The 21,419-nt window shown below is 45.8% G+C and carries 26 protein-coding genes; 5 read left to right on the forward strand and 21 right to left on the reverse strand.

All coding sequences use genetic code 11. From position 1 onward, the window contains the following. Window positions 1–117 precede the first annotated feature (117 nt). From MHH76_RS11550 to msrA, 5 genes are all read right to left on the reverse strand, one after another. A complete protein-coding gene (locus MHH76_RS11550) occupies window positions 118–1,353 on the reverse strand; it encodes an MFS transporter (RefSeq protein ID WP_043054354.1) in 1,236 nt (411 codons plus the stop codon). 139 nt (window positions 1,354–1,492) lie between these two features. Next, window positions 1,493–1,621 carry a YjcZ family sporulation protein gene (locus MHH76_RS11555; protein WP_003182774.1) on the reverse strand — a complete coding sequence of 43 codons (129 nt, stop codon included), beginning with the start codon at window positions 1,619–1,621 and terminating at the stop codon, window positions 1,493–1,495. A gap of 80 nt (window positions 1,622–1,701) precedes the next feature. Next, a complete protein-coding gene (locus MHH76_RS11560; RefSeq protein ID WP_052500264.1) occupies window positions 1,702–2,469 on the reverse strand; it encodes a GNAT family N-acetyltransferase in 768 nt (255 codons plus the stop codon). Window positions 2,470–2,816: 347 nt separating this feature from the next. Continuing rightward, window positions 2,817–3,257, reverse strand: a complete 441-nt coding sequence (gene msrB / locus MHH76_RS11565) for a peptide-methionine (R)-S-oxide reductase MsrB (protein WP_020451861.1) — start codon at window positions 3,255–3,257, stop codon at window positions 2,817–2,819. After that, window positions 3,244–3,789, reverse strand: a complete 546-nt coding sequence (gene msrA / locus MHH76_RS11570; RefSeq protein WP_043054355.1) for a peptide-methionine (S)-S-oxide reductase MsrA — start codon at window positions 3,787–3,789, stop codon at window positions 3,244–3,246. Before msrA ends, msrB begins: the two co-directional genes overlap by 14 nt. A 356-nt stretch (window positions 3,790–4,145) precedes the next feature. Between msrA and MHH76_RS11575 the strand changes: the two genes are divergently transcribed. Then, entirely contained in the window at window positions 4,146–4,580 is a 435-nt protein-coding gene (locus MHH76_RS11575; RefSeq protein WP_020451863.1) for a MarR family transcriptional regulator, read from the forward strand. Window positions 4,581–4,644: 64 nt separating this feature from the next. Continuing rightward, window positions 4,645–4,896, forward strand: a complete 252-nt coding sequence (locus MHH76_RS11580; RefSeq protein WP_020451864.1) for a hypothetical protein — start codon at window positions 4,645–4,647, stop codon at window positions 4,894–4,896. A 60-nt stretch (window positions 4,897–4,956) separates the two neighbouring features. Here the strand turns inward: MHH76_RS11580 and MHH76_RS11585 are convergent, their stop codons facing one another. Then, window positions 4,957–6,045, reverse strand: coding sequence for a diguanylate cyclase (locus MHH76_RS11585; protein WP_043054356.1), 1,089 nt, complete (start codon window positions 6,043–6,045; stop codon window positions 4,957–4,959). Window positions 6,046–6,180: 135 nt separating this feature from the next. Beyond that, window positions 6,181–7,512 (reverse strand): MATE family efflux transporter, encoded by a 1,332-nt coding sequence (locus MHH76_RS11590; RefSeq protein WP_023857387.1) that lies wholly within the window; start codon window positions 7,510–7,512, stop codon window positions 6,181–6,183. A 96-nt stretch (window positions 7,513–7,608) separates the two neighbouring features. On the opposite strand from MHH76_RS11590, the gene MHH76_RS11595 reads away from it, so the two are divergent. Further along, complete coding sequence (locus MHH76_RS11595) at window positions 7,609–8,313, forward strand: DUF4397 domain-containing protein (protein WP_020451867.1); 705 nt, start codon at window positions 7,609–7,611, stop codon at window positions 8,311–8,313. A 95-nt stretch (window positions 8,314–8,408) separates the two neighbouring features. On the opposite strand, the gene ypmT is transcribed toward MHH76_RS11595, so the two are convergent. The 7 genes from ypmT to ilvA form a co-directional block, all read right to left on the reverse strand. Then, window positions 8,409–8,609: a protein YpmT gene (gene ypmT, locus MHH76_RS11600; protein ID WP_020451868.1), complete on the reverse strand. Its 201-nt coding sequence runs from the start codon at window positions 8,607–8,609 to the stop codon at window positions 8,409–8,411. A 31-nt stretch (window positions 8,610–8,640) separates the two neighbouring features. After that, window positions 8,641–9,213 carry a YpmS family protein gene (locus MHH76_RS11605; protein ID WP_020451869.1) on the reverse strand — a complete coding sequence of 191 codons (573 nt, stop codon included), beginning with the start codon at window positions 9,211–9,213 and terminating at the stop codon, window positions 8,641–8,643. Between the two features lie 9 nt (window positions 9,214–9,222). Continuing rightward, the gene (locus MHH76_RS11610) at window positions 9,223–9,975 is read right to left on the reverse strand and encodes an SGNH/GDSL hydrolase family protein (RefSeq protein WP_023857388.1); all 753 of its coding nucleotides are present in this window, start codon (window positions 9,973–9,975) and stop codon (window positions 9,223–9,225) included. A 139-nt stretch (window positions 9,976–10,114) separates the two neighbouring features. Beyond that, window positions 10,115–10,705: an SCO family protein gene (locus MHH76_RS11615; protein WP_031305174.1), complete on the reverse strand. Its 591-nt coding sequence runs from the start codon at window positions 10,703–10,705 to the stop codon at window positions 10,115–10,117. Window positions 10,706–10,713: 8 nt separating this feature from the next. Next, on the reverse strand, window positions 10,714–11,556 hold the full coding sequence (locus MHH76_RS11620) for a DegV family protein (RefSeq protein ID WP_020451872.1): 843 nt from the start codon (window positions 11,554–11,556) through the stop codon (window positions 10,714–10,716). Window positions 11,557–11,706: 150 nt separating this feature from the next. Beyond that, window positions 11,707–11,958, reverse strand: a complete 252-nt coding sequence (locus tag MHH76_RS11625; protein ID WP_020451873.1) for a YpmP family protein — start codon at window positions 11,956–11,958, stop codon at window positions 11,707–11,709. 92 nt (window positions 11,959–12,050) lie between these two features. Next, window positions 12,051–13,319, reverse strand: a complete 1,269-nt coding sequence (ilvA, locus tag MHH76_RS11630; RefSeq protein ID WP_020451874.1) for a threonine ammonia-lyase IlvA — start codon at window positions 13,317–13,319, stop codon at window positions 12,051–12,053. A gap of 232 nt (window positions 13,320–13,551) precedes the next feature. On the opposite strand from ilvA, the gene MHH76_RS11635 reads away from it, so the two are divergent. Both MHH76_RS11635 and MHH76_RS11640 read left to right on the forward strand, forming a co-directional pair. After that, on the forward strand, window positions 13,552–14,553 hold the full coding sequence (locus MHH76_RS11635; protein WP_023857390.1) for a sigma 54-interacting transcriptional regulator: 1,002 nt from the start codon (window positions 13,552–13,554) through the stop codon (window positions 14,551–14,553). A gap of 15 nt (window positions 14,554–14,568) precedes the next feature. Continuing rightward, the gene (locus tag MHH76_RS11640) at window positions 14,569–15,210 is read left to right on the forward strand and encodes a hemolysin III family protein (protein ID WP_020451876.1); all 642 of its coding nucleotides are present in this window, start codon (window positions 14,569–14,571) and stop codon (window positions 15,208–15,210) included. A gap of 40 nt (window positions 15,211–15,250) precedes the next feature. Here the strand turns inward: MHH76_RS11640 and MHH76_RS11645 are convergent, their stop codons facing one another. The 7 genes from MHH76_RS11645 to ilvD form a co-directional block, all read right to left on the reverse strand. Then, window positions 15,251–15,874, reverse strand: a complete 624-nt coding sequence (locus tag MHH76_RS11645) for a hypothetical protein (RefSeq protein WP_039072795.1) — start codon at window positions 15,872–15,874, stop codon at window positions 15,251–15,253. 14 nt (window positions 15,875–15,888) lie between these two features. Next, window positions 15,889–16,377: a dihydrofolate reductase gene (locus tag MHH76_RS11650; protein ID WP_020451878.1), complete on the reverse strand. Its 489-nt coding sequence runs from the start codon at window positions 16,375–16,377 to the stop codon at window positions 15,889–15,891. A gap of 357 nt (window positions 16,378–16,734) precedes the next feature. Continuing rightward, the gene (locus MHH76_RS11655; protein WP_025811261.1) at window positions 16,735–17,274 is read right to left on the reverse strand and encodes a phosphatidylglycerophosphatase A; all 540 of its coding nucleotides are present in this window, start codon (window positions 17,272–17,274) and stop codon (window positions 16,735–16,737) included. A 15-nt stretch (window positions 17,275–17,289) separates the two neighbouring features. Next, on the reverse strand, window positions 17,290–17,892 hold the full coding sequence (locus MHH76_RS11660; RefSeq protein WP_023857393.1) for a YpjP family protein: 603 nt from the start codon (window positions 17,890–17,892) through the stop codon (window positions 17,290–17,292). A 272-nt stretch (window positions 17,893–18,164) separates the two neighbouring features. After that, window positions 18,165–18,935 (reverse strand): class I SAM-dependent methyltransferase, encoded by a 771-nt coding sequence (locus MHH76_RS11665; RefSeq protein WP_033155097.1) that lies wholly within the window; start codon window positions 18,933–18,935, stop codon window positions 18,165–18,167. A gap of 36 nt (window positions 18,936–18,971) precedes the next feature. Beyond that, window positions 18,972–19,406 (reverse strand): BrxA/BrxB family bacilliredoxin, encoded by a 435-nt coding sequence (locus MHH76_RS11670; RefSeq protein WP_025811259.1) that lies wholly within the window; start codon window positions 19,404–19,406, stop codon window positions 18,972–18,974. 87 nt (window positions 19,407–19,493) lie between these two features. Beyond that, window positions 19,494–21,170 (reverse strand): dihydroxy-acid dehydratase, encoded by a 1,677-nt coding sequence (gene ilvD / locus MHH76_RS11675; RefSeq protein WP_020451884.1) that lies wholly within the window; start codon window positions 21,168–21,170, stop codon window positions 19,494–19,496. Window positions 21,171–21,419: the final 249 nt, after the last annotated feature.

Consider the following 21,419-nt stretch of genomic DNA (forward strand, 5'->3'; position numbering starts at 1 on the left):
AATGGGGAAAAGGCGGCATTCTCTTTTCAAGTGAAATGGTTGATTTCGGAGCGATCGCCGTTAGTGTAAACAAAAAAATAAAAGGACATGTCCTTTTATTTTTCCAAGCGCGCTTATTCACATTGACGTTTTGTCCTGCAAAGCAACGGTTTCCTTCGTCTGTTTTTCCCATAAATAAAATGATCTCATCATCGAAAACGCAGCAAACGGCGCGGGCAGTGCGACGATGAGGAATAAATATTCGGGACTGACAGCATCCGACAACATTCCCGCGGCCGCATAGCCGAGCGGCATAAAAGCGCTGTTGACCGCAAAAAAAGCGCCCAGCGATCTGCCTCTGTTTTCACCTTCCGTTACCCTTTGCAAGTAACCTTCAATATAGATGTTGACTACGCCGCTGATCATTCCGATGACGATCAAAATCGCGGCGCCGAGCACGACATGATTAATCCAGCCTAGAGGCGACAAAAGCAGGCCGAAAATCAGCATTAAAGCGGGCACAGCAGCTTTTGCGTGCTCCGGTTTTGCGATAAAAGACAAGAAAAGCGCCGCAGACAGCGTCCCGCACGCCCAAAATGATTGAAAAGCGCCGCCCAGCCAAGCCTGATCTTTTAATAATAGCGAGGTCCAAATGACGATATATATTGGAAAACCGCTGAATACAAGCTGCTGTATGCTCGTCCCATACAACAAATACTTGAGCGGCTTATTTTGAAGCAAGCTTGTAAAACCGCTGAACAATTGTTTGTTTGTAAAAGGAATACGCTTTTGGCTGCCCCTTTTATCTTTGATTCTCCACTCCAAAAAGATGGATAGGAAGGAGAGGCTTCCGCACAGCACCCATAACCAGCCGAAATGCAGAAAGGAAAACAGAATCCCTGTGACAAGCGGAACGATCACTTGGATAAGCTGTGTGATCACTTCTTGAAATGCGATTCCTTTTTCAATTTGTTCTTTCCTCAGTGTATCCGGCAAGAGCGATCTTGCAGCAGGTTCGATTGCGGTCAAACATGCCGATACAATCACCCTTGCAACCGCCAGTAACATAACTGAACTCATGCCTGACAGCGCCAAAAATCCGATTATTAAAAATACAGTTGAAATGATCATATCTGAAGCCGCAATCAATTTCCCCCTGTGAAACCTGTCGGACAGCCAGCCTGTAAACGGCGATATCAAAATCGAGACAGTCAGCCCGATGCCGATCACGACGCTTCCCGAAAGGGCGCTTCCGGTTTCAGCTAAAGACCACCATACCAATGAATAATAGAAAAGAACCGAACTAAAGAGCGATAAAAACGTTCCAGACCACAGTCTGAAAAAGTCCCCTTTAATGACCCAAGCATATTTCAAAGTTTCTCCCCCGTTTGTCCGATATTTTCACCTCATGATTATATTACATATATATGTAAAATTTTACAACAAAAACAAAAAAACCTTCCGGATGGAAGGCTTTGTGAGCATGTCATGCGACCGGGCGTTGGGCTTTTAGCTAGCAAATGAAAGCCGCACCGACAATGATGAGCAAAATAAAGAGGACAACGATGAGCACAAATGTGTTTCTGCCGTGAAACCCGTAGCCGTATCCTCCAGTAGGACAGCAATAATGGGAGTAATGCACAGGCTTATCATCCTTTCGTATAAAGTCTACACCCCAGCCTATGCAGGCCAAGTCCCAATTGGTATGTGCACCTGCCTACTTTATTCAAACAAATATTTAAATACCGTCGTAAGCTTTCCCTTCTGCTGAAAACCCAGCTTTTCATAAAACGTTTTCACCTGATCGCTTCCCGAAGTCACAAGATAGCACGATTCCATGCTCGATTGTTTGGCAGCGACGAGCATCTGCTTGATAAGGCCCGATCCATAGCCTTTCCGCTGATAAGGCTCCAAAATGGCGACTTCCTCGATTTTAGCAACGTTTTCGTCCTGATCGAGATAAAGCTCGGCACATCCAATCGGTTCTCCTTCTTCCGAGTAGCAGACACACAGCTGAATGATGCCTTCCTCGTAAAAACGATACTTGCGCAGCAGCTTTTCCTTCGCAAACGCTTCATTGATCGACAACGAATCATAAGCCTGCATGATGCGGCAGCCGTCAATGAGAGATTTCTTCGTCCCCCATTCTGCCCGCACAGGGGAAACTCCTTTCCAATCTGCAAGCCGGATCGAATAAAACAATTCTTCATCAAGAATGTATCCAAGATCAAAGAGCGACTTTTTCATTGTGAAAGGGAGATCGCGGTTAAAAGAGCTTTTCACATGAATATAATTTCGGTTTAAAATATCGGGTACCCGAACGAGCAGGGAGTACAGCTCTCTCAGCGGAAATTCGTCCTGCAGCTGCAGAAAATGAGATGAAAACATTTGCGGGATCTGGTCATCTGTGTATATATGATAATGCGACTCAACTTTTTTGCTGCATGTCAGCATTAAATAACGGTCTTCTGTGTTTGAAATGGATGTCACAACGGCTGCCTCTTTTCTAAGATGTTCTATTATATTGTTTTTCGCTTTCAGAGCAGAAAATCCTCTAAAAAAGATGGCCCTTTTGAAAAAAGTCATCTGAACATGCCGTTTTTCTCAGCTTTCTTCGTTTGTATTTCGTGGGATGTTAACAGATTTTTCTATATGCTGGGTATCCTCACGGCAGTCTTATGCCGCTTTACTTTAGCAATAGAAACTACTCGACTTTCTAGCTCGGAGTATTCAATTCCAAATTCGGAGATAAAAAACCCTCTCTGCTTTGTGAGAGCAAAGAGGGCAAACCATTGGTTATTTATCATACTAAGGTACACGACGAGCGCCTTTAAGACCTATTTTTCCCCTTCAAACAGCTTGGCATATTCGCCGTACCCTTCTTTCTCAAGGTCATCCTTCGGCACGAAACGGAGGGCTGCTGAATTGATGCAATAACGCAGGCCGTCCGGTCCGGGGCCGTCCGGGAACACGTGTCCAAGATGGGAATCGGCAGACTTGCTTCTCACCTCAGTCCGAACCATGCCGTGTGAAGTGTCAAGTTTTTCTTCGATCTCCCCGGTATCGACCGGTTTTGTGAAGCTTGGCCAGCCGCAGTGTGCGTCAAATTTGTCAAGCGATGAAAACAGCGGTTTTCCCGACACGATATCGACATAGATTCCGTCTTCGTGCAGATCCCAGTATTCGTTTTGGAATGGAGGCTCCGTCCCGTTTTTCTGCGTCACTTCATACTGCATCCGGGTCAGCTGCTTCAGCCGTTCTTCTTTATTGTTCGCCATGCTTACGCCCCCAATGCTGTTGTATAAATCCTTCTCTTCCGCTTCCGATCCGATACTGTGTGTAGCGTTCAGGATGCTTTTTATGATAATCCTGATGATATTCTTCAGCCGGATAAAATGGCGCGGCTTCCAGAATGTCGGTCGCGATTGGATCTTTAAAGATGCCGCTTTCTTCAAGCTTTTTCTTCGATTCCTCAGCGAGTTTCCGCTGCTTGTTATTATGGAAAAAAATCGCTGTCCGGTAAGACTCGCCGCGGTCTGCGAATTGTCCTCCGCTGTCAGTAGGATCGATTTGCTGCCAGTAGAGTTCCAGCAGTTTTTCGTATGGAAAGACATCGGGATCAAACGTGATTTGCACCGCTTCCCTATGTCCCGTTGTATTGCTGCAAACCTCTTCATAGGTCGGATTTTCCGTATGGCCGCCGGTATAGCCGGATTCGACTTTTATAATGCCCGGCTGTTCGTCAAAAGGCTTGACCATACACCAAAAGCAGCCTCCGGCAAATGTGGCGAGTTCTCGTTTTTCAGCCATCTGTTCTGCCTCCTTCTTTTCAACATTTGTTGGGAACCATTATATCACAGCATGCTCATTTTTAAGCCTGCTCCCGCTCATCGCAAAATCAGCCGCTGCCTAAAAAGAAAAAATGACAATAATATGTCATTGCCATCACCAAATTCTAAGAAACAGCAGTATTCATCTATCATTGTCATGGATCGTTGTTCAATTGATGGTCAAATGAACTAAAAATCTTCTGAAACATACACTTGAAAAACGAAAATTATGGTATCATAGTGATATCATGTTCATGAAAAATAATATTCATGCTGATTCGGTCATTCCTTTTTAAAAAAAGCTGAAATTTGCTACTTATATGGAGGGGCGAAATTTTGAAAGTTAGAGAACAAATGATGTATGATATGGAAGCACTGCTTCGCACAGTATTTAAACAGATACGTGATGAGATAAATGAGCTGCTCGAAAAAGAGATGTCCCGCAATGAATTCATGATTCTCCGCCTGCTGAGCGAGCAAGGTCCGAAGAAAGTCACGGAGTTTGCAACGATTTTAGGCGTTTCTGCGAGCCATATCACAGCTGTAACCGATGCATTGGTTGAAAAAGGATGGATCACGAGAGTCCGGTCAAAAGAAGACAGACGGATCATCAAAATCCATCTGACGGACGCGGGAAAAGAAATTATCAGATATTTTGAAGAAAAGAAAACGGAATATTATTTCAAGCGGTTCAGCAGCTTCAGTGATGAAGAGCTGAAAACGCTGATTGAACTGTTCAGCAAATTGGACAAAAAACGGGAACAGCGCTAATCGGGTTTTACATAAATTGGCCCGAATCTGTGCACCTTAATTAAAAAAAGAGGTGTATTGACATATGACAGCTCCTTATCTTTGTCCAAACTGCAAAACAAACCGAACACGGTTCAACTTAATCGAACAGTCTCCGACATCCGTTAAGATTGATCCGGCAACAGGGGAGATCATGGAAACGTATTCAGATGACGAGCTTTCTCCATTTCACCTGCCCTACAGCGGTCCCGCCATAAAAGTGCAGTGCGGCGCGTGCGGATTAATTGAAGATGAAAAGACTTTTATCAAACTTGCGGAATTCGATAAACGAACATAAAAAAGACAGGATAGATGGACATCGTTCCATCTATCCTTTTTCGTGCAGCTTAACGTAAATTCAAACGGAAGCGCACACCCGGTTTCTCCCAAGGTGTTTAGCCCTGTACAAACATTGGTCGGCTTTTTCAATCAACTCGTCCGTACTGCGAATGACCTCCGGAAATGCCGCAACCCCAATCGAAACGGTAATATGAATCTTTTTAGAATGAGAAATTGAAAAAGTGTGTGTCTCCACTTCCTTGCGTATCCTTTCAGCAATCTCTGCAGCCTGCGAATGAGAACTGTTCGGCAATATGACCGAAAACTCTTCTCCGCCGTTTCTTGATACGATATCTTCCGCACGTGTTGACTTTTTTAAAATCGTTCCCAGTTCTTTTAAAATCACGTCTCCATTTGAATGTCCGTATGTATCATTAATCCTTTTGAAATAATCGATATCGATCATAAGCAAAGACAGTTTCTCGTTCTTCTCCCTTGCGTTTGAAATATGAGCATTCCATATCGCATCAAAATGGCGGACATTATTCAATCCCGTTAAATAATCAAGCGACGACTCCTCTTCATACTTTTTCAACAGAAAATGAGATTTTTTTAAATATGAGACGACATATACTGATGTAAATCCGCCGATAGTAGATAAAATCCAGAACCATATCATTAAAATTTTTACTAAATGGAAATCATGGAGGAGCATCAAGATCACAATTGAAATCGCCACATTGGCAAAAATGACCAAAGTAAATGTCTTTCGATAAGTGTCAGCGTCTTTATCCATGACCCTGAGGATGAGATAATATCCTATGAATATAACGATCATTCCTGTAAGCGCTGCAATCGAAGATATATTCCCCCCGTAAACAAATCTTCCTCCTATAATCAGCAGAGAACAAATAAAGGCCGGAAAGACGCCCGTAAATAGAAACAAAATCATAACGGGCACATAACGCAAATCAACGATCGTTTCATCGGTTGCCTGGATCGAAAAGAACATGAGCACATTCCCGAGCAATCCTCCCATGACGCCGTCAATCCAATTAAGTTGTTTGTTTGTAGCTTTTCGGGAAAAAATATTCCACTTTAGCTGAGTGTAGATAAAGAGTGAAGTAATTAAAATACACAAATTCAAAAATAAATCGATTAAAAACATGACAAGCCCCCAACACCAAACTCATTTTATATTGTATATATCGTCAATTATTAAGACGTTAACAGCATTTTTGTTTCTTTGCTTCAGATGCCCGGCGGGAATCGCTTCCGGGGCTTGCCGCAGGAGCTTGTTCTTTCATTTTTCAAATAAAACGAGGTGCTTCCACTTCCCGTAGCGGTAATATAAAAACGCGGTCAGGCTGCTCAGCATAAAGCTCATTCCAATGCCAAGCGCTATGCCGCTTTCGCCAAGCCACTTTGAAAATAAGTATGTAAACGGATAGCGCAAAACCCAAAAAGAAATCACGTTCAGCACCAAAATTTGAAACATCGCGCCGGCTGCCCTTACAACACCGTTTAACACAAAGTTAATCCCGATAAACGGATAGAAAAAAGCAATCGTTTTTAAATATTCTTCCCCGAATGCAGCTGAATCGGCTTCCGAAATAAACAGCCTGACCGCATGATAGCCTGTCAGAAATATCGCGGTGCTGACGGCAGCCATAAACAGCAGAACATAAATGACGCCGTAGTGAGCGATTTTTTTCGTACGCTCCATATCGCCGCTGCCGACGGTTTGGCCAGCCATACTGTTGACAGCCGTGCCGATGGCCATCGCCGGGAGTATCAGCAGGCTGTCAAGCCTCTGTACCGCGCCAAACCCTGACACGACACGTTCTCCAAATGAATTGACAACGCTCATAATCGCCATCGAGCCGCCTGAAATCACCATCATTTGCAAGCCGGCAGGCACTCCGAGCTTCAAAATGACGGACGTCTCTTCCAGAGACGGAAGCGCGGGCTTTGAAAATGGAACAAGCCGCTTTCTCACCGTATAGACCACACCGTAAATGAAAGCAATCCCTTGGGAAACGACGGTTGCATAGGCCGCTCCGGCAATTCCGAGGTTGAATACCGAGATAAACAGCGGATCCATGAACAGGTTCAGGATGACGGCCAAGAGGACGAAACGCAAAGGTGTTTGACTGTCGCCGACCGCCCTTAACACTGTACTGATGAAATTATAGCCGAATAAAAATATAATCCCGATAAAATGAATGCTTAAATAGCTTGCAGCCAAATCCATCATATTGCCGGGCGTTTGAAGAAGCGAAAGCAGAGGCTCTGTGAAAAAATAGCCGATAACCCCGAGCAATACGCTCATCGCTGTCATCAGAACAACAAACGCGTTGATATATGAAGCAAGTCCCTTCTTATCCCCTTTTCCTTTCTGCTGCGCAAGAATCGTCAGCGCCGCATTGTTGACGCCCAATACGAACGACAGCACCGTAAAGAAAACCGTCCCTGAGACGGCCGCAGCACCGAGTGCTTTTGCTCCGAGCAGATTTCCGACCCACAAGCTATCGACGAATTGAAATGAAATCTGCAAAAGATTGGCTAAAATGATCGGGCCGGAAAAAAAGACCAGCTGTTTAAACACATTTCCGTATGTAAAATCCGTTTTCATTGTTTACTCCTTTTCATCTGTCGTCTTGATCGCGATGTGACCGATGGCTTCTCAGCCTCATATAATGTCAGAAAGCATGCAAAGGGGCGTGACAAAATGTTCTCTACAGATCATGATGCCCGGCAAATGGCGGAGGGTTTTCGGAGGAACTGCTACCATCTTCCGCCTGTAGAGGCGCCCTTTTATTTTCGAAACGGCGGAAAAGCAGCGATGATCAGACTGCTCCACGCGGCTCCTCACACCGACAATCTCGACGTATTCGTAAACGGCATATCCGTTTTTCAAAACATCTCCTATACAGATTTATCTTCTTATGTCCGGTTTCCTGCCGGCCGTATTCAAATCGATGTTTTCCAAAGAGGCAGGGCGCACGGTCCCTTGCTGTCGGTACAGTATCACCTGATCCACGGCGGGTACTGCACGGTTGCCGTTACAGGCACAGCTGCAAAGCTCATTCCCGTCGGAATGTATGACCGGCCTGCGGCTGATCCGGAAAGCCGCAGCATCCGTTTCGTTCATTTATCACCGGACTCTCCGGCTCTTGACTTTGCAGTGCAAAACGGACCTGTCCTGTTTTCAGGTGTCCCCTTTCAAACGGTCACGCGGTACATCCAGGTGCGTTCACAGAAAATCGACATGGAGGTAAAGGCCGCCGGTTCAACAGCGGTCCTGCTGAAGGTTCCGAAAATCACGCTTCACGCCGGGGAATCCACAACTTTGTATGGCCTCGGTTTCGTCAACGGCTCCCCTTCTCTCACAATAAAAGCGGCGCCGTTTCCTGCCAAAGCTCCGCCTTCATAGCGAAAAAAAAGAGACCTGATGTCTCTTTTACAGTCTGCTGAAGCATGGACAACAAAATCCTAAAACGGTCTCATGTTTTAGGATTTTGCCGGCAATTATTGATTGTGATGGTCAGTTTTTTTATGTTTTTTCGCATCTAGGGTAAAGATCATAATGCTTAAAAACAACGCACAATACCCGATGTTCAAATACATCTTGTCCATGTTTTCATCGATGAAACTGAAGGCGGCGAGGCCGCCGAAGTACAGTGAAAACAACATAGACAGCAAGCTGAAATATGTGTAGATACGTTCCATATGTTCACCCCTGTAAATCCCGCCGCACGATCTATGAATCTGTTTGTGCAGGCTGATAATAAACAAATTCGATTTGATCTTTTTCTAAATCAATGTCTTTTGCTTTCACATACATTCCGTTTTTAAGCGGCATCTCTGACAGACGGACTTGAATTTCTTTAGCATCCGAACGAACGTGTACAAAATCAGGAAGATCATAAAATTGATCCATGTAGTTTAGCACCATCGATATCGGAACATTTAACTTGCCGATCGAAAATCTCGTCACGTCAAGAACCACATCTCCGTTTTTTTCCACTGTCGGCCGAAAGGACACCCTCGCATCGACTGTCGAGGAAAAGGCGCGGATCGCACCGACGATGTGGAATTCATCGTCGATTTCGATTTGATAGTCAAGATCCGGCGAAGACTCCTTCTCCAAATATGTGTTGATGAATGCGGCCAATGATTCTTTCGTGCTCGTCACGTTCAATTGGTATTCGCTCGGAGTCGGCCGCGACGGTTCCTTTTGACCGCCGGGCATGAATACGAGAATGAAAATCCCGGCAAGTATGATGACGTTGACTGCTGCTAAAATTAAAAATAAGTTCTTCCATTTCTTCATTTTTTCACCTTATTCTGCTTGGGGGTCTTCGTTTTTAATTTGTTCGTAAACGCGTTTCGCTATTAAAGAATACCCGTATTGATTAGGATGAAACTCATCTTTTGCAATCTTCTTTTCATCGCTGTATTCCTCAAAAATATCAGCGATATTTGCCATTTTCGTATTGGAGACCTTTTTCAGCCTTTTTTCTGCGCCTTCATTCCATTCGTCTACGACTTGGTCAATTTCCCTCAGTTCAGACAGCGTAAACTTAAACGGATTATACATGCTGACATAAATCAATTCAGCGCTGGCGTTTTGCTCTCTAATTTCCGCTAAAATATTCGAAAACCGCTTTTCAAACAGTTTTTGTTCAACGCGGAAAGGTGTGAGCGTTAAGTGCGCGAAGTTTTGGCGGACGACTTTCATCAGGTCGTTGCCCCCGATTGTAAACAAAATGTAGTCTGCCTCTTTCAGGCCCTCTTGTACTTCTTTTTCTTTTAATCTTTCAAGCAGCTGATCAGTCCGGGAGCCTTTAACGGCATAATTTTTGACCGTTACGGACTTCACATCGCTCCGGCTTTCAAGCTCGTCGGCCACCATGCCGACATAGCCTTTCTTCTCTTGATCGCCTACCCCCTCTGTCAGAGAATCGCCCACTGCTGCAATCACGATATCGCGCTTAGGGGAGACCGATGTTTTTTCAACGCCCGCATTCCATTCCGTACAGGCTGAAAGCAGACAGACGAGGGCCATCATGACTGTTATAAACCGTATGTTCAAAAATGATGCCCCTTCCTTCTAGATACCTAAAAAAAAGTGTACCATGTTTTGATTCTTTTGAAAATGATTTGACAGGTGTAAAAAAAAGCCTGTTTCCGGTGGTCAGGAAGCAGGCTTCAGCGGCAGGCGCCCGTTTTTATCAACGGTTTTCCAGCGTCTTAATATCGGCGATGATTTCATCGTACGGCGTATTTTTTGCACCGTCATAATCCTTGACGACTTTGCCGTTTTGATCGACTAGATAAAATGACGATTGGTGAATCACCTGATCCTCATCTTCAGGTTTTTTCACGATTGCTTTAAAGCTTTTCAGCGCAAATTTTTCAATTTCCTCCTGCGAGTATCCAGTTAAAAAATCCCAGTTTTGAAAATTGAGCGGATAGTTGGCCGCAAATTTTTTCAACTTTTCCGGCGTGTCATTTTCGGGGTCAACGCTGAAAGAGACGATGCGGGCCTGCAGGTTTTCCTCTTCCATTTGTTTTTGCAGTTCAGCCATATGTGAAGTCATCGGCGGACAGATCGTTTTACAGTTCGTAAATATAAAGTCGGCCACCCACACCTGGCCTTTTAAACTTTCAAGAGACACGGTTTTCCCGTCTTGATTTTGAAAAGAAAAAGATTGTACGTCATAGTTTAAAGAATTTTCAATCTTGCTAGTTCCGCAGGACGAAAGAAACACTGTGAGAATCCCTGCAAGGAAAATGCCAAAAACGTTTTTCAATCCTTCCATCCCCTTTTTCAATCGGTGTAAAAAGTAAAACCGATCGCTCCTTTTCCGGTATGAACAGAGATAATCGGCGTTGTGTACGCAATATCAATATCGATTCCCGGGATATGTTCAAGCAAAGAGTCTTTCAGCCTATGAGCAAGGTCGAGTGCATCGGCATGGGCGATTCCGATCGCTTGCACCGTCCTTCCCTTCACCGCGGAAAGAAATTGACCCGTTAAATAACGGATAAGCTGACTGGTGCTCCTGACATTTTTTTCAGGCGTATAGATTCCGTCCTCAAGCCTCGCGATCGGCTTAACCTTGAGCAATGAGCCGATCAGCGCTTTTCCTTTCCCGATGCGGCCGCCTTTGATCAAGTTATCAAAATGATCAATTGTCACATAGAGGGATGTCCGGTCGCGCAAGTTCTCCAGGTCTTTTACAATCGCTTCGGCCGTCATTCCCTCTTCGGCCAGCAAGGCGGCTCGTACGACCTGAAAGCCGAGGCCTTTTGAAATATACATGGAATCAATCACCGTAATATTCCCGTCGACCATGTTTGAAGCGCTTACAGCCGTCTGGTATGTCCCGCTCAATTGGCTTGAGAGATGGATGCTGATCACTTCGCTTCCGTCAGCGGTCAGCTCTTCGTACAGTTTGATAAAAGCGCCTAAAGGCGGCTGTGAACTTTTCGGGAGTTCTGCGGCGCTCTCCATTTTCTCAATAAATTCGTCCGGCTGAATATCGAACCTGTCTCTGTAAACAATGCCGTCGATTGATATCGAGAGCGGGAGAACGGAAATATGATATTCTCTGAGCAGTTCTTCGCTCAAGTCAGCTGTTGAGTCCGTTACAATTTTAATGCTTGGCAATTCCCTTCACATCCTGTCGGTTCAAATGGTGAATTTCCTAGTGAGGCCAAATTCGGCATGAAAAATTCTTTGCCGGCCGAATGCCGTCTTCCGCCCTTTTCCAAGCGGATTTGGCTGTCTTCATGGGCCGGCAAAGAATGCTATCAATTCTTATGCATTATGCTTCAATTCTTCCTCTTGATAAATGGCGAGGTAATCCTGCCATTTCAATGCTCTCTTTAAGTAGTCCCTAAAGGAGTAGACGTTTTTTTTCCGCTTTGAGCAATAGAGTGTCTTTAAAAAGATTTCGAGCCTCAGACTGGCCATAAAAAAATGCGGGTCGTCCTCCTTCAGCAGGGGTATTTCCGTCACCTTCACCTTCTGTCCATCCGAACGTTTGAACTCCAGGCTTTTAAGTAACAAGCTATCAATCCTCATTTATGAGATATTTTCTTTATTATACATAATCTCAGGAGCCGTTGTCTTTGATTTATACGTGTTTTCAAAAAAATTTCTTAAATCAGCAAATGAAAGAGCCCTTCATCTTTATTCACTTCGACATAGCGGAAGCCTTTACGGTCCATTCTCGCAATCAGCGGCTCGTAGTCTTCGCGCTGTTTCAATTCGATGCCGACGAGCGCAGGGCCGCTGCTTTTATTATTTTTCTTCGTATATTCAAACCGGGTGATATCATCGGTCGGCCCGAGCACTTCATCTAGAAATTCGCGCAAAGCTCCCGCCCTTTGCGGGAAGTTCACGATGAAATAATGCTGGAGTCCTTCATACATCATCGATCTGTCTTTGATTTCCTGCATTCTGCCGATATCGTTGTTTCCTCCGCTCACAATGCATACGACATTCTTTCCTTTGATTTCATCCCTGTAAAGGTCTAAAGCGGCGATCGGCAGCGCTCCCGCAGGCTCGGCGACAATCGCGCATTGGTTGTACAGCTCAAGAATCGCGGTGCATACCTTTCCTTCGGGAACGAGCAAAATATCATCTACAACGGTTTCAAGCGTTTTAAATGTCTCTTCGCCGATTTTTTGCACGGCGGCTCCGTCTACAAATTTATCGATTTTCTCGAGGGTCACGACTTCGCCTTTTTTGTTTGATTCAAATAGAGCCGGCGCGCCTTTGGGCTCAACCGCGATCAGCTTTGTATCCGGGGACACGTTTTTCATGTAGGTTCCCACTCCTGAAAGCAGGCCGCCGCCGCCTACACTTGCAAATAAATAATGGGGTTCTGTTTCGATATCGTTTAAGATTTCGACCGCAACCGTTCCCTGTCCGGCCATGACGGCAGGATCGTCAAACGGGTGGATAAATGCCCGTTTTTCTTCCTCGCAGCAGGCGACTGCGCTTTGATATGCATCATCGAACGTGTCGCCTGTCAGGATGATCTCGATGTATTCCTTGCCGAACAATTCGACTTGAGAAATTTTTTGCCTCGGAGTCGTCGACGGCATAAAAATCTTTCCGTGAATACCGAGATGTTTACAGGAAAAAGCGACCCCCTGCGCATGGTTTCCTGCACTGGCGCAGACGACCCCGTTTTTCGTCGTTTCTTTTGAAAGCTGCTTCATTTTATAATAGGCGCCTCTCAGTTTAAAAGAGCGGACAACCTGCAGGTCTTCTCTTTTTAAATATACGTTGCAATCGTACCTCTCGGAGAGCCTCTCATTTTTTTGGAGGGGGGTATGAATGACAACATCTTTTACATTTTGATGGGCTTTTAAAATGTCTTTGACTTGGATGAGAGAGTTTTCTTTAAGCAACGGTTTCATGTATAAGATCCTTTCTGTATAAAGCTTTATTTAATACGCCATTATATCATGAATATTCAAAATTTAAAGGGCAATTCTTTGTTATTTACAGAATATTATACACTTTCTCAATATATACGGAGTTCTTTTCGATTCTTAATGTGCAGCCAAATATACTTTTTTTCAAAAAACTCTTTATTTGTTCTAATTGGGTGTTATAATAGAACCAATTAGAACCAAAAGGAGATCCGCCATGATTAAACACACGTACCCATCCATAGGGTTCTCCGAGCTGATCGGGGAATGCGATTCCTTTTTGCAAACGAAAAACAGAGCGATACAATTTGCAGCCTCTTCCCATCCGATTCTGATTCATGGAGAAACAGGCACAGGCAAAGAGCTGTTCGCCAAAGCCATTCATTCCGGATCATCTTTCAACCATGATCCCTTCACACACGTAAGCTGCAGCACGCTGAATGAAGATGAAGCGGCTGAAGACTTTTTTCTTTCAGAGATGAATGAATCCGGAACCTTGTTTCTCGACGAAGTGTGGGGGCTTTCCTTGCCTCTCCAGGGCAAGCTTTTGGCAGCCATTGAAAAAGGGATGCCAAAAAGACTGATTGTCACCTCAAGCGTGCCGCTCGGTGAACGGATTGAAAGCAGCGAATTCCGCAAGGATTTGTACTACAGGCTCAATGTGCTCGACCTTCCGCTTCCCCCCCTTGCTGAACGGCGAAGCGACATCCCCCTTCTCGTGCATCATTTTTTAAAAAGCGGGGATCATGACATATATGTCGAACCGGTCGTTTGGAAGGCTTTAGAGCAGCATGAGTTTGAGGGGAACGTCAGAGAACTCAAAAACATGACGGATTATATGAAAACCGTCTCAGACGGGAAAACGATTCAGCTTTACGACACTCCGCCGGCGTTAAGAGAACAAATCGAAAAGAAGAAGCCAAAAGATAAAAAAACGGCTTCAACATCACTGACTTTAATGGAAAAAGAGGAGTTTGCGTTTTTGCTCGATGCAGTCAAGCAATTAAATGAAAAAGGAGAGCCTGCCAGCCGCAGAGTTCTGTCTGAACTGAGCAAAAACGGCAAGTCGGAGCTTACCCCCCAGCAAGTGCGCAGCAGATTGGATTATTTGGAAAAAAGAGAGTTTATTACAAAGGGCCGCGGAAGAGCCGGGACAAAAATCACGCTTGAAGGCCTCCGCTTTTTAAGCTCTTTAAAGCATCACATTATTCAAGAATAGAAAGGGTGTCTTGGTATGTACACGATTAAAGAAGAAATTGCGAATGCAATTACCCATGGGCTCGGCGTTCTCCTCTCCATACCCGCCATCGTATTTTTGGTGATATTTGCGATTCGCTACGGAAGTCCGGTGGATGTTGTCAGCTTTTCGATTTTCGGCGCTTCCATGCTGTTCCTGTATTTAAGTTCGACCCTTCTGCACAGCATTCAGCACCAAAAAACAAAAGATATTCTTGAGATCATCGATCACTCAGCCATCTACGTACTGATTGCGGGTACATACACACCGCTGCTCCTCGGACCTTTGAAAGGCACGCTCGGCTATACAATGCTTGCGGTCGTCTGGGGACTTGCGATTGGCGGAGTTGTATTTAAAATCTTTTTTGTGAAACGATTTATCGTGGTCAGCACGCTGGTGTATCTTGTGATGGGCTGGATGGCGATTATTGCGATCAAGCCGCTTTATACGGCCTTGACCGGAGAAGGATTCGCCCTGCTGCTCTTAGGGGGAATATTGTATTCTGTCGGAACGATCTTTTATTTATGGAGAAAGATCCCGTATCATCATGCGATTTGGCACACCTTCGTACTCGGCGGCAGCGCCTCCATGTTTTTCTGCGTGCTTTTCTACGTGGCAAAGGTGCCGTTTATATCATAAACGGCGAAAACCAGGCTCCCATAAAGGAAGCCTGGTTTTTTTATGCCCGAAGCTGTTTGTTTTCGGTTAGGACGTATGCCGGGTAGATCGTCAAGTCGATATCAGCAGGTCTCAGCCTCTTGAACAACTTGCCTTTCTTCATGTCTTCCGTACCGGCTGTTTCGACTGCAACGATCGGAATGCCGAGCTTTTTGGATAAAGATTTGTAATCGAGCCCGTCATCTTCAGACAGAATAAAGCTTTGGCCTTTCCTGACGATCTCTTCCACTTTTTCAAGTGATGCTTCCTTGTCGGCGCTTTTTTTGACCGCGGCCATTTTATTGAGCCAGCCGCTGAGCAGCGGATAACGAAAGGCGCGCGGATCAGCAAAAAACGAAGCCGTTTTATCAAGGTGTCCAAGCAGCACGGCGAGCTCTAACAGGCCGAGCTTTGGATGCACGTAAAGGACGGGGCCAGCCGGGGATCTTCCATTCTGATGGATGGAAACGGTCGAACCGGTTAAGCCGATGCACCCCCGTAAAAAAGCTTTCGGCTTATCAAAGACAGCTTCCATCTGATTGGCGTACGAAAGGCGCGGGTCAAGTGTCTGTAGCGCCTGCAGGAGCTTGATATGCTTGATGAACATATAGGCCGAATACATCCATAAAAAACAATAGCGAAACATGAAAATCCTCTCCTCTATCCTTTTCTTTGATAAACGAGGAATTCGTAGTCATATGGATTTTTGTCATCTTTCAGGCCTTTCCGCCTCGAAACGATTTCCCACTCAGCTTCGCTGAATTCAGGAAAATACCGGTCCCCTTCAAAGGTTTCATCGATTTTTGTCACATACAGCTTGTCCGCAAAAGGCAGAATCTCCGCGTACAGTGTTGAACCGCCGATGACAAAACATTCTTCGTTTTTGTTTTTCGCAAACCGCACCGCTTCTTCTGCCGAGTGCATCACCTGACAATTCGGAATATCCAGTTCTTTATTGGATGTAACGATGATGTTCTCCCGGTGAGGCAAAGGTTTGCCGATGGATTCAAACGTCTTTCTCCCCATGATCACGGCGTGTCCTTTCGTCACCTCTTTAAAATACTTCAAATCCTGCGGCAGATGCCATGGCAGATCATTATCTTTGCCGATCAGGCGGTTTCTGTCCATGGCGGTAATCAATGAAATCATTAATTTAAAGCCCCCTTATGATGTTTGTAGCGAAATAATGCCGGATGATGCTCATCTCTTTGTGTGATCATCTGTGAACATGATGCATGAAGATGGAGGTTAAAGCTGTGATGAGAGGAAACCTTTCTTCGAGGTTTTCATTCTGATCAGGCCGCCCGAATGCATTGGTGTCATTCCCCGTTTTGTTCAATTCCGGTTCTCTAACATATGACGGGATATATCCGCATGATGTTTCATTTTTTTCATCCTTTTGTAGTGTATCTTGTTTAACCTTTCGAAAACAAGACATTTTTCGGGAAAAGACATAAAATATCGGCATAAAAAAACCCCGCCTGATGGCGGGGAGGGCGAGGTCTTTCAACGGCTTTTCGCAACGCTCTGTCCGTCTGTTCTCTCTTCATCCTCAAGATCCTGATGCGAATGGGCAATTCGGCTTGCAGCAGCTGCCGCCAAGGCAGCGACGATATCATCAAGGAACGTGTGAACCTCATCGTCCGGACAGTCGTCCAGTTCTTTAATGATGCCGAACTTTTCTTTATCCAGATAGCCGAAGTTCGTCAAGCCGATCGAACCGTAGACGTTTACGATGGAAAGCGGAATAATCTCGTCGATCCCGTAAAGGGGTTCATCCGTTTCGACCAAATATTGAAGCGGTTCAGGCAATAGCTTTTTCTCGGCAAGCTGGTCAAGCGCTATCCCCGTTAACACGGCATGAACGATTTCCCTTTTGTTTAAGACCTTTTCGACATTCTCAACGCATACAGCAAGCGACAGATCAGGATGGTATTTTTCCTGCAGCTTTTGTACGATCAGTGCAATATCCTCAATCGTAACCCCGCGCTCATTCAGCATATTTTTCGTTAAGTGCACCATTTCATTCATCGTATACTTCTTCATCTGCATCAATCTCCTTTAGTGGCTCATCCAGTTAGGCGGTGTATTGCGGTCCCAGTATATGCTTCCGAGATCGTGATGTTTTTGAAAGCCGTCTTCGGCAGTATGATAATGAAAGTTAAACCAGTACCCTTTATGCGGCGGCTTGTCCCTGCGCACATGGAACCTCAGCACATCCTCCCCCGTTTTCCGGTTGTAAACGTGGAAGATTCTCTCCGACTTCCCCGCCGTCGGCGTTTTGGAAATGACAAGATCCTGGTAAGCGTCATTGTCCTGCATTGTCATGAGATGGCTGACGATGATCTCCTCGACCTTTGGAAGCACTTCTTCCCTGTACTCGTCTTCGATGACCGGCGATATCCTGCTGCCGAATTTTACGAATGACAGATCTTCTGCTTCATTGAGCAGTTCATCCTTGTAGCTGTCAAATGAAGATTTGGATTCGCCGTCTTCTTCAAGTTCGGGCTCTTCCTGCTTTTGATAAACAGCTGTATACCCGGATTCTTTCATACTCTGATGCTCCTGCGGCTTGTCCGCCATTAATGCCGCAGGAGGAGATACAAGGCCGAACGTTGCAATTGTAAATAATGTGACAAGCGCTTTTCTCATCCACATCTTCATGACTGGTTAGTCCCCTTTTGGATCGCTTTCTCGTTTTCTCTTATTCTATCATAGGTTGAATTTTCAGTCATTCATAAAGTGACGGTGCAAATAAACAAAACGCCTTTTCTTTTGGCGATAAAACGTTTACAATCAAAGATGAAAATTCCAAAATTGGGAGTGATCGTTCATGATTGAAGGTCTTTTTATAACCGCTTCATTGATTACCCTCGCTTATTTTATCGTCATGGAAATCGCAGATTAAAAAATCCCAAGGTATATGCCTTGGGATTTCATTTTTCGAGAACACCGTAATGAAACAGGGCCGTTTTGCGTTTTTTTACGCGAAATCCGTATTTTTCGAAGCGCGGACTTTTCCAGTGGTCTTTCAGGACCACTCTTTTTCTGGCGACCCGAAGGGCTTCATTTAAAGCACCGTCAAGCGTAAACTCGGAATGCGCCCACTTTCTTAAAGGGGCGATGCCGTTTGATTCTTCGATTCCATCATCAAACATCGGGTCAAAGTAGACGATATCTGCTGAATCATCATCAAGATCCAGCAGATATTCAAAGCTGTCGCCGGAATGAACCCGAATCCTTTTCATCGCCTGATCCAAAGCGTCAAGGCCTGTCTCCCACGATTGAAGCCCCGCCTCGACAAGAAAAGCGAGGAGCGGGCTTTTTTCAATTCCGCACACCTCGCCTTGTTCGCCAGCGGCAAGGCTTGCAATGATGGCGTCTGATCCAAGGCCGAGCGTACAATCGAGCAGCTTGTCTCCCGGTTCAACTTGTGCAGCTTCGACAAAAGGATCCGGTTCGCCTCTTAACATGCGCTTCGCCCGGAACATCGCAGAGTTCGGGTGGAAAAAGAACTTTTCGCCTTCTGAATGATACAGCTCGAAGCGCTCTTTTCCAACCACGAGAACATCTTCCTGCTCTGTCTCCCGGATTTGGCGAATCGCCCGTTTTCTCCGTTCGGAAAAGCGGGCGCCGAGCGTCCGGCTGATTTTTTCCGCCGTTAAAACCGTGTTTTCAGTCGGTCTGTAGCTTGTTGTGACAATCATGTTTTTCTCCGTAAAAAATGCCCTTCAAAGGGCATTTTAGCAATGTTTTTCAAAAGCGTCCGTGATGTTTTTCATAATCTCCGTCATTTCACGGCCTTCAATCTGTTCACGAGGAATGAAATGAACGACTTCTTTGCCTTTCAGCAGTGCCATTGAAGGTGAAGACGGTTCATATCCTTCGAAGTATTCCCTCATTTTCGCCGTTGCTTCGCGGTCCTGTCCGGCAAAGACTGTAACGGTCTCATCAGGCCCGTTTTCGCTTCCGGAGACGGCCTGAACGGCTGCCGGTCTCGCCAGCCCTGCGGCACATCCGCAGACTGAATTGACGACGACGAAAGTCGTGCCTTCTGCACCTTCCATGAATGTCTCAACTTCTTCCGCGGTCGATAACTCTTTAAAGCCGGCCTGCACCAATTCCTGACGCATCGGAAGAACGAGCTGGCGCATGTATTCTTCATAAGCTGTTGACATATTAAAAAGCCCCCTCTATAAACCTTGCTACTGATGTCAAGGATACTACAGCGGGGGCTGAATTTCAAACACCGGGCGAAAAAACCGCTAGATTTTCATAATGCCGCCGGTATTGGCAGATGTCACCAGCTTTGAATACCGGGCGAGATAGCCCGTTTTCACTTTCGGTTCAAATCCGGGCCAGTTTGCTTTTCTTTTTTCCCACTCTTCATCGGAGATTTCGATGTTTAAAATCCGCTTTTCGATATCAACAATGATATGGTCGCCGTTTTCTACGAAAGCAAGCGGGCCGCCTTCGGCTGCTTCTGGCGAAACGTGGCCGATCGAAAGACCGCGGGAGGCTCCGGAAAAGCGGCCGTCGGTAATTAAAGCAACTTTCGGACCGAGGCCCATTCCGACGATCTGCGAAGTCGGTGCAAGCATTTCAGGCATTCCCGGTCCGCCTTTAGGACCTTCATAGCGGATGATGACGACATCTCCCGCTTTTACTTTACGGTTAATGATGCCGTCAAGCGCTTCTTCCTGTGAGTCAAAGACAACCGCAGGTCCTTCATGGCGGGTAATCCCGTCTTGGACGCCGCCGGTTTTAATGATCGCACCGTCAGGCGCCAGGTTGCCGAACAGGACGGCGAGTCCGCCTTGCTCTGAAAACGGCTGATCGATCGGATGAATGACCTCGTAATCTTTCACTTCGCGCCCGGCAATATTTTCGCCAAGCGTTTTTCCCGTTACGGTCAGCGTATCCAAGTGAAGCGCGCCTTCTTTTTTCGACAGCTCGTTTAAGACTGCTGATACGCCTCCAGCTTCATGCAAATCTTCAATAAACACATCGGAAGCCGGCGCAAGCTTTGATAAATGCGGAACCCTTGCCGCTACCTCATTGATCCGTTCAAGCGAGTAGTCGACCCCCGCTTCATTGGCGATCGCAAGCGTATGAAGGATCGTATTCGTTGATCCACCGAGCGCCATGTCTAAAGCGAACGCGTTGTCGATCGCTTTTTCGGTCACGATGTCGCGCGGTTTAATATCCGACTTGATCAACTCCATCAGCTGGCGGGCCGACTGTTTGGCAAATTCCCTGCGGTCGGGCGATGTCGCCAAAATGGTGCCGTTGCCCGGCATGGCGATGCCAAGAGCTTCAGAAAGGCAGTTCATCGAGTTGGCCGTGAACATGCCCGAGCATGATCCGCATGTCGGACAGCCGAACTGTTCAAGCTCCTCAAGCCCTTTCTCATCGATTTTGCCTGATTGATAAGCGCCAACGCCTTCAAATACAGAGGAAAGCGAGATTTTCCGTCCGTCGCTCGTTCTTCCCGCTTCCATCGGCCCCCCGCTGACAAACACGGTCGGAATATTGATCCGCATTGCTGCCATGATCATACCCGGCGTGATTTTATCGCAGTTTGGAATACATACCATTCCGTCAAACCAGTGCGCTGATACAACCGTTTCCACTGAATCGGCGATGATTTCGCGGCTCGGAAGAGAATATCTCATTCCGATGTGCCCCATCGCAATTCCGTCGTCGACCCCGATTGTATTAAATTCAAACGGAACACCGCCGGCCTCTCTGATCGCCTCTTTGACGATTTTTCCAAACTCCTGCAAATGGACATGACCCGGTACGATATCGATATATGAGTTGCAAACGGCAATAAACGGTTTGCCGAAGTCCTCTTCTTTTACCCCAGCCGCGCGCAGCAAACTGCGGTGCGGCGCTCTGTCGATCCCTTTTGTAATCATGTCACTGCGTAAACCTGTCATCGTGATCCTCCTAAACATCTTCGTATTTACATTCTATATTTTCTGAATATTCAGTTTTAAAAAACTGTCTGCTAACCGCTTGCCGGACTGATCCGCAAGATGACGGTTGTTTTGATCTTCATCTGTAAATCATTCCCCATGAATCAGAACCTCCACATTCCATATGATTGCTAACTACTATATATATTTTCAGCGTGTTTTTCAACAATATTCGAAATATTTTTATAGAAAAAGTGATATTTTATAACA

Origin of the sequence: Bacillus sp. FSL L8-0193 (genome assembly GCF_037976065.1) — a bacterium.
Lineage (GTDB): Bacteria > Bacillota > Bacilli > Bacillales > Bacillaceae > Bacillus > Bacillus paralicheniformis.

What these genes read in the sequence shown, in the direction of transcription:
- msrB (WP_020451861.1), bottom strand. Translation starts at nt 3,257, where the DNA reads ATGGCGAACAATAAAGAAGAACGGCTGAAGCAGCTGACCCGGATGCAG.
- msrA (WP_043054355.1), bottom strand. Translation starts at nt 3,789, where the DNA reads ATGGCTGAAAAACGAGAACTCGCCACATTTGCCGGAGGCTGCTTTTGG.
- MHH76_RS11580 (WP_020451864.1), top strand. Translation starts at nt 4,645, where the DNA reads ATGACAGCTCCTTATCTTTGTCCAAACTGCAAAACAAACCGAACACGG.
- MHH76_RS11585 (WP_043054356.1), bottom strand. Translation starts at nt 6,045, where the DNA reads ATGTTTTTAATCGATTTATTTTTGAATTTGTGTATTTTAATTACTTCA.
- MHH76_RS11590 (WP_023857387.1), bottom strand. Translation starts at nt 7,512, where the DNA reads ATGAAAACGGATTTTACATACGGAAATGTGTTTAAACAGCTGGTCTTT.
- MHH76_RS11595 (WP_020451867.1), top strand. Translation starts at nt 7,609, where the DNA reads ATGTTCTCTACAGATCATGATGCCCGGCAAATGGCGGAGGGTTTTCGG.
- ypmT (WP_020451868.1), bottom strand. Translation starts at nt 8,609, where the DNA reads ATGGAACGTATCTACACATATTTCAGCTTGCTGTCTATGTTGTTTTCA.
- MHH76_RS11605 (WP_020451869.1), bottom strand. Translation starts at nt 9,213, where the DNA reads ATGAAGAAATGGAAGAACTTATTTTTAATTTTAGCAGCAGTCAACGTC.
- MHH76_RS11615 (WP_031305174.1), bottom strand. Translation starts at nt 10,705, where the DNA reads ATGGAAGGATTGAAAAACGTTTTTGGCATTTTCCTTGCAGGGATTCTC.
- ilvA (WP_020451874.1), bottom strand. Translation starts at nt 13,319, where the DNA reads ATGAAACCGTTGCTTAAAGAAAACTCTCTCATCCAAGTCAAAGACATT.
- MHH76_RS11635 (WP_023857390.1), top strand. Translation starts at nt 13,552, where the DNA reads ATGATTAAACACACGTACCCATCCATAGGGTTCTCCGAGCTGATCGGG.
- MHH76_RS11640 (WP_020451876.1), top strand. Translation starts at nt 14,569, where the DNA reads ATGTACACGATTAAAGAAGAAATTGCGAATGCAATTACCCATGGGCTC.
- MHH76_RS11645 (WP_039072795.1), bottom strand. Translation starts at nt 15,874, where the DNA reads ATGTTTCGCTATTGTTTTTTATGGATGTATTCGGCCTATATGTTCATC.
- MHH76_RS11650 (WP_020451878.1), bottom strand. Translation starts at nt 16,377, where the DNA reads ATGATTTCATTGATTACCGCCATGGACAGAAACCGCCTGATCGGCAAA.
- MHH76_RS11655 (WP_025811261.1), bottom strand. Translation starts at nt 17,274, where the DNA reads ATGAAGAAGTATACGATGAATGAAATGGTGCACTTAACGAAAAATATG.
- MHH76_RS11660 (WP_023857393.1), bottom strand. Translation starts at nt 17,892, where the DNA reads ATGAAGATGTGGATGAGAAAAGCGCTTGTCACATTATTTACAATTGCA.
- MHH76_RS11665 (WP_033155097.1), bottom strand. Translation starts at nt 18,935, where the DNA reads ATGATTGTCACAACAAGCTACAGACCGACTGAAAACACGGTTTTAACG.
- MHH76_RS11670 (WP_025811259.1), bottom strand. Translation starts at nt 19,406, where the DNA reads ATGTCAACAGCTTATGAAGAATACATGCGCCAGCTCGTTCTTCCGATG.
- ilvD (WP_020451884.1), bottom strand. Translation starts at nt 21,170, where the DNA reads ATGACAGGTTTACGCAGTGACATGATTACAAAAGGGATCGACAGAGCG.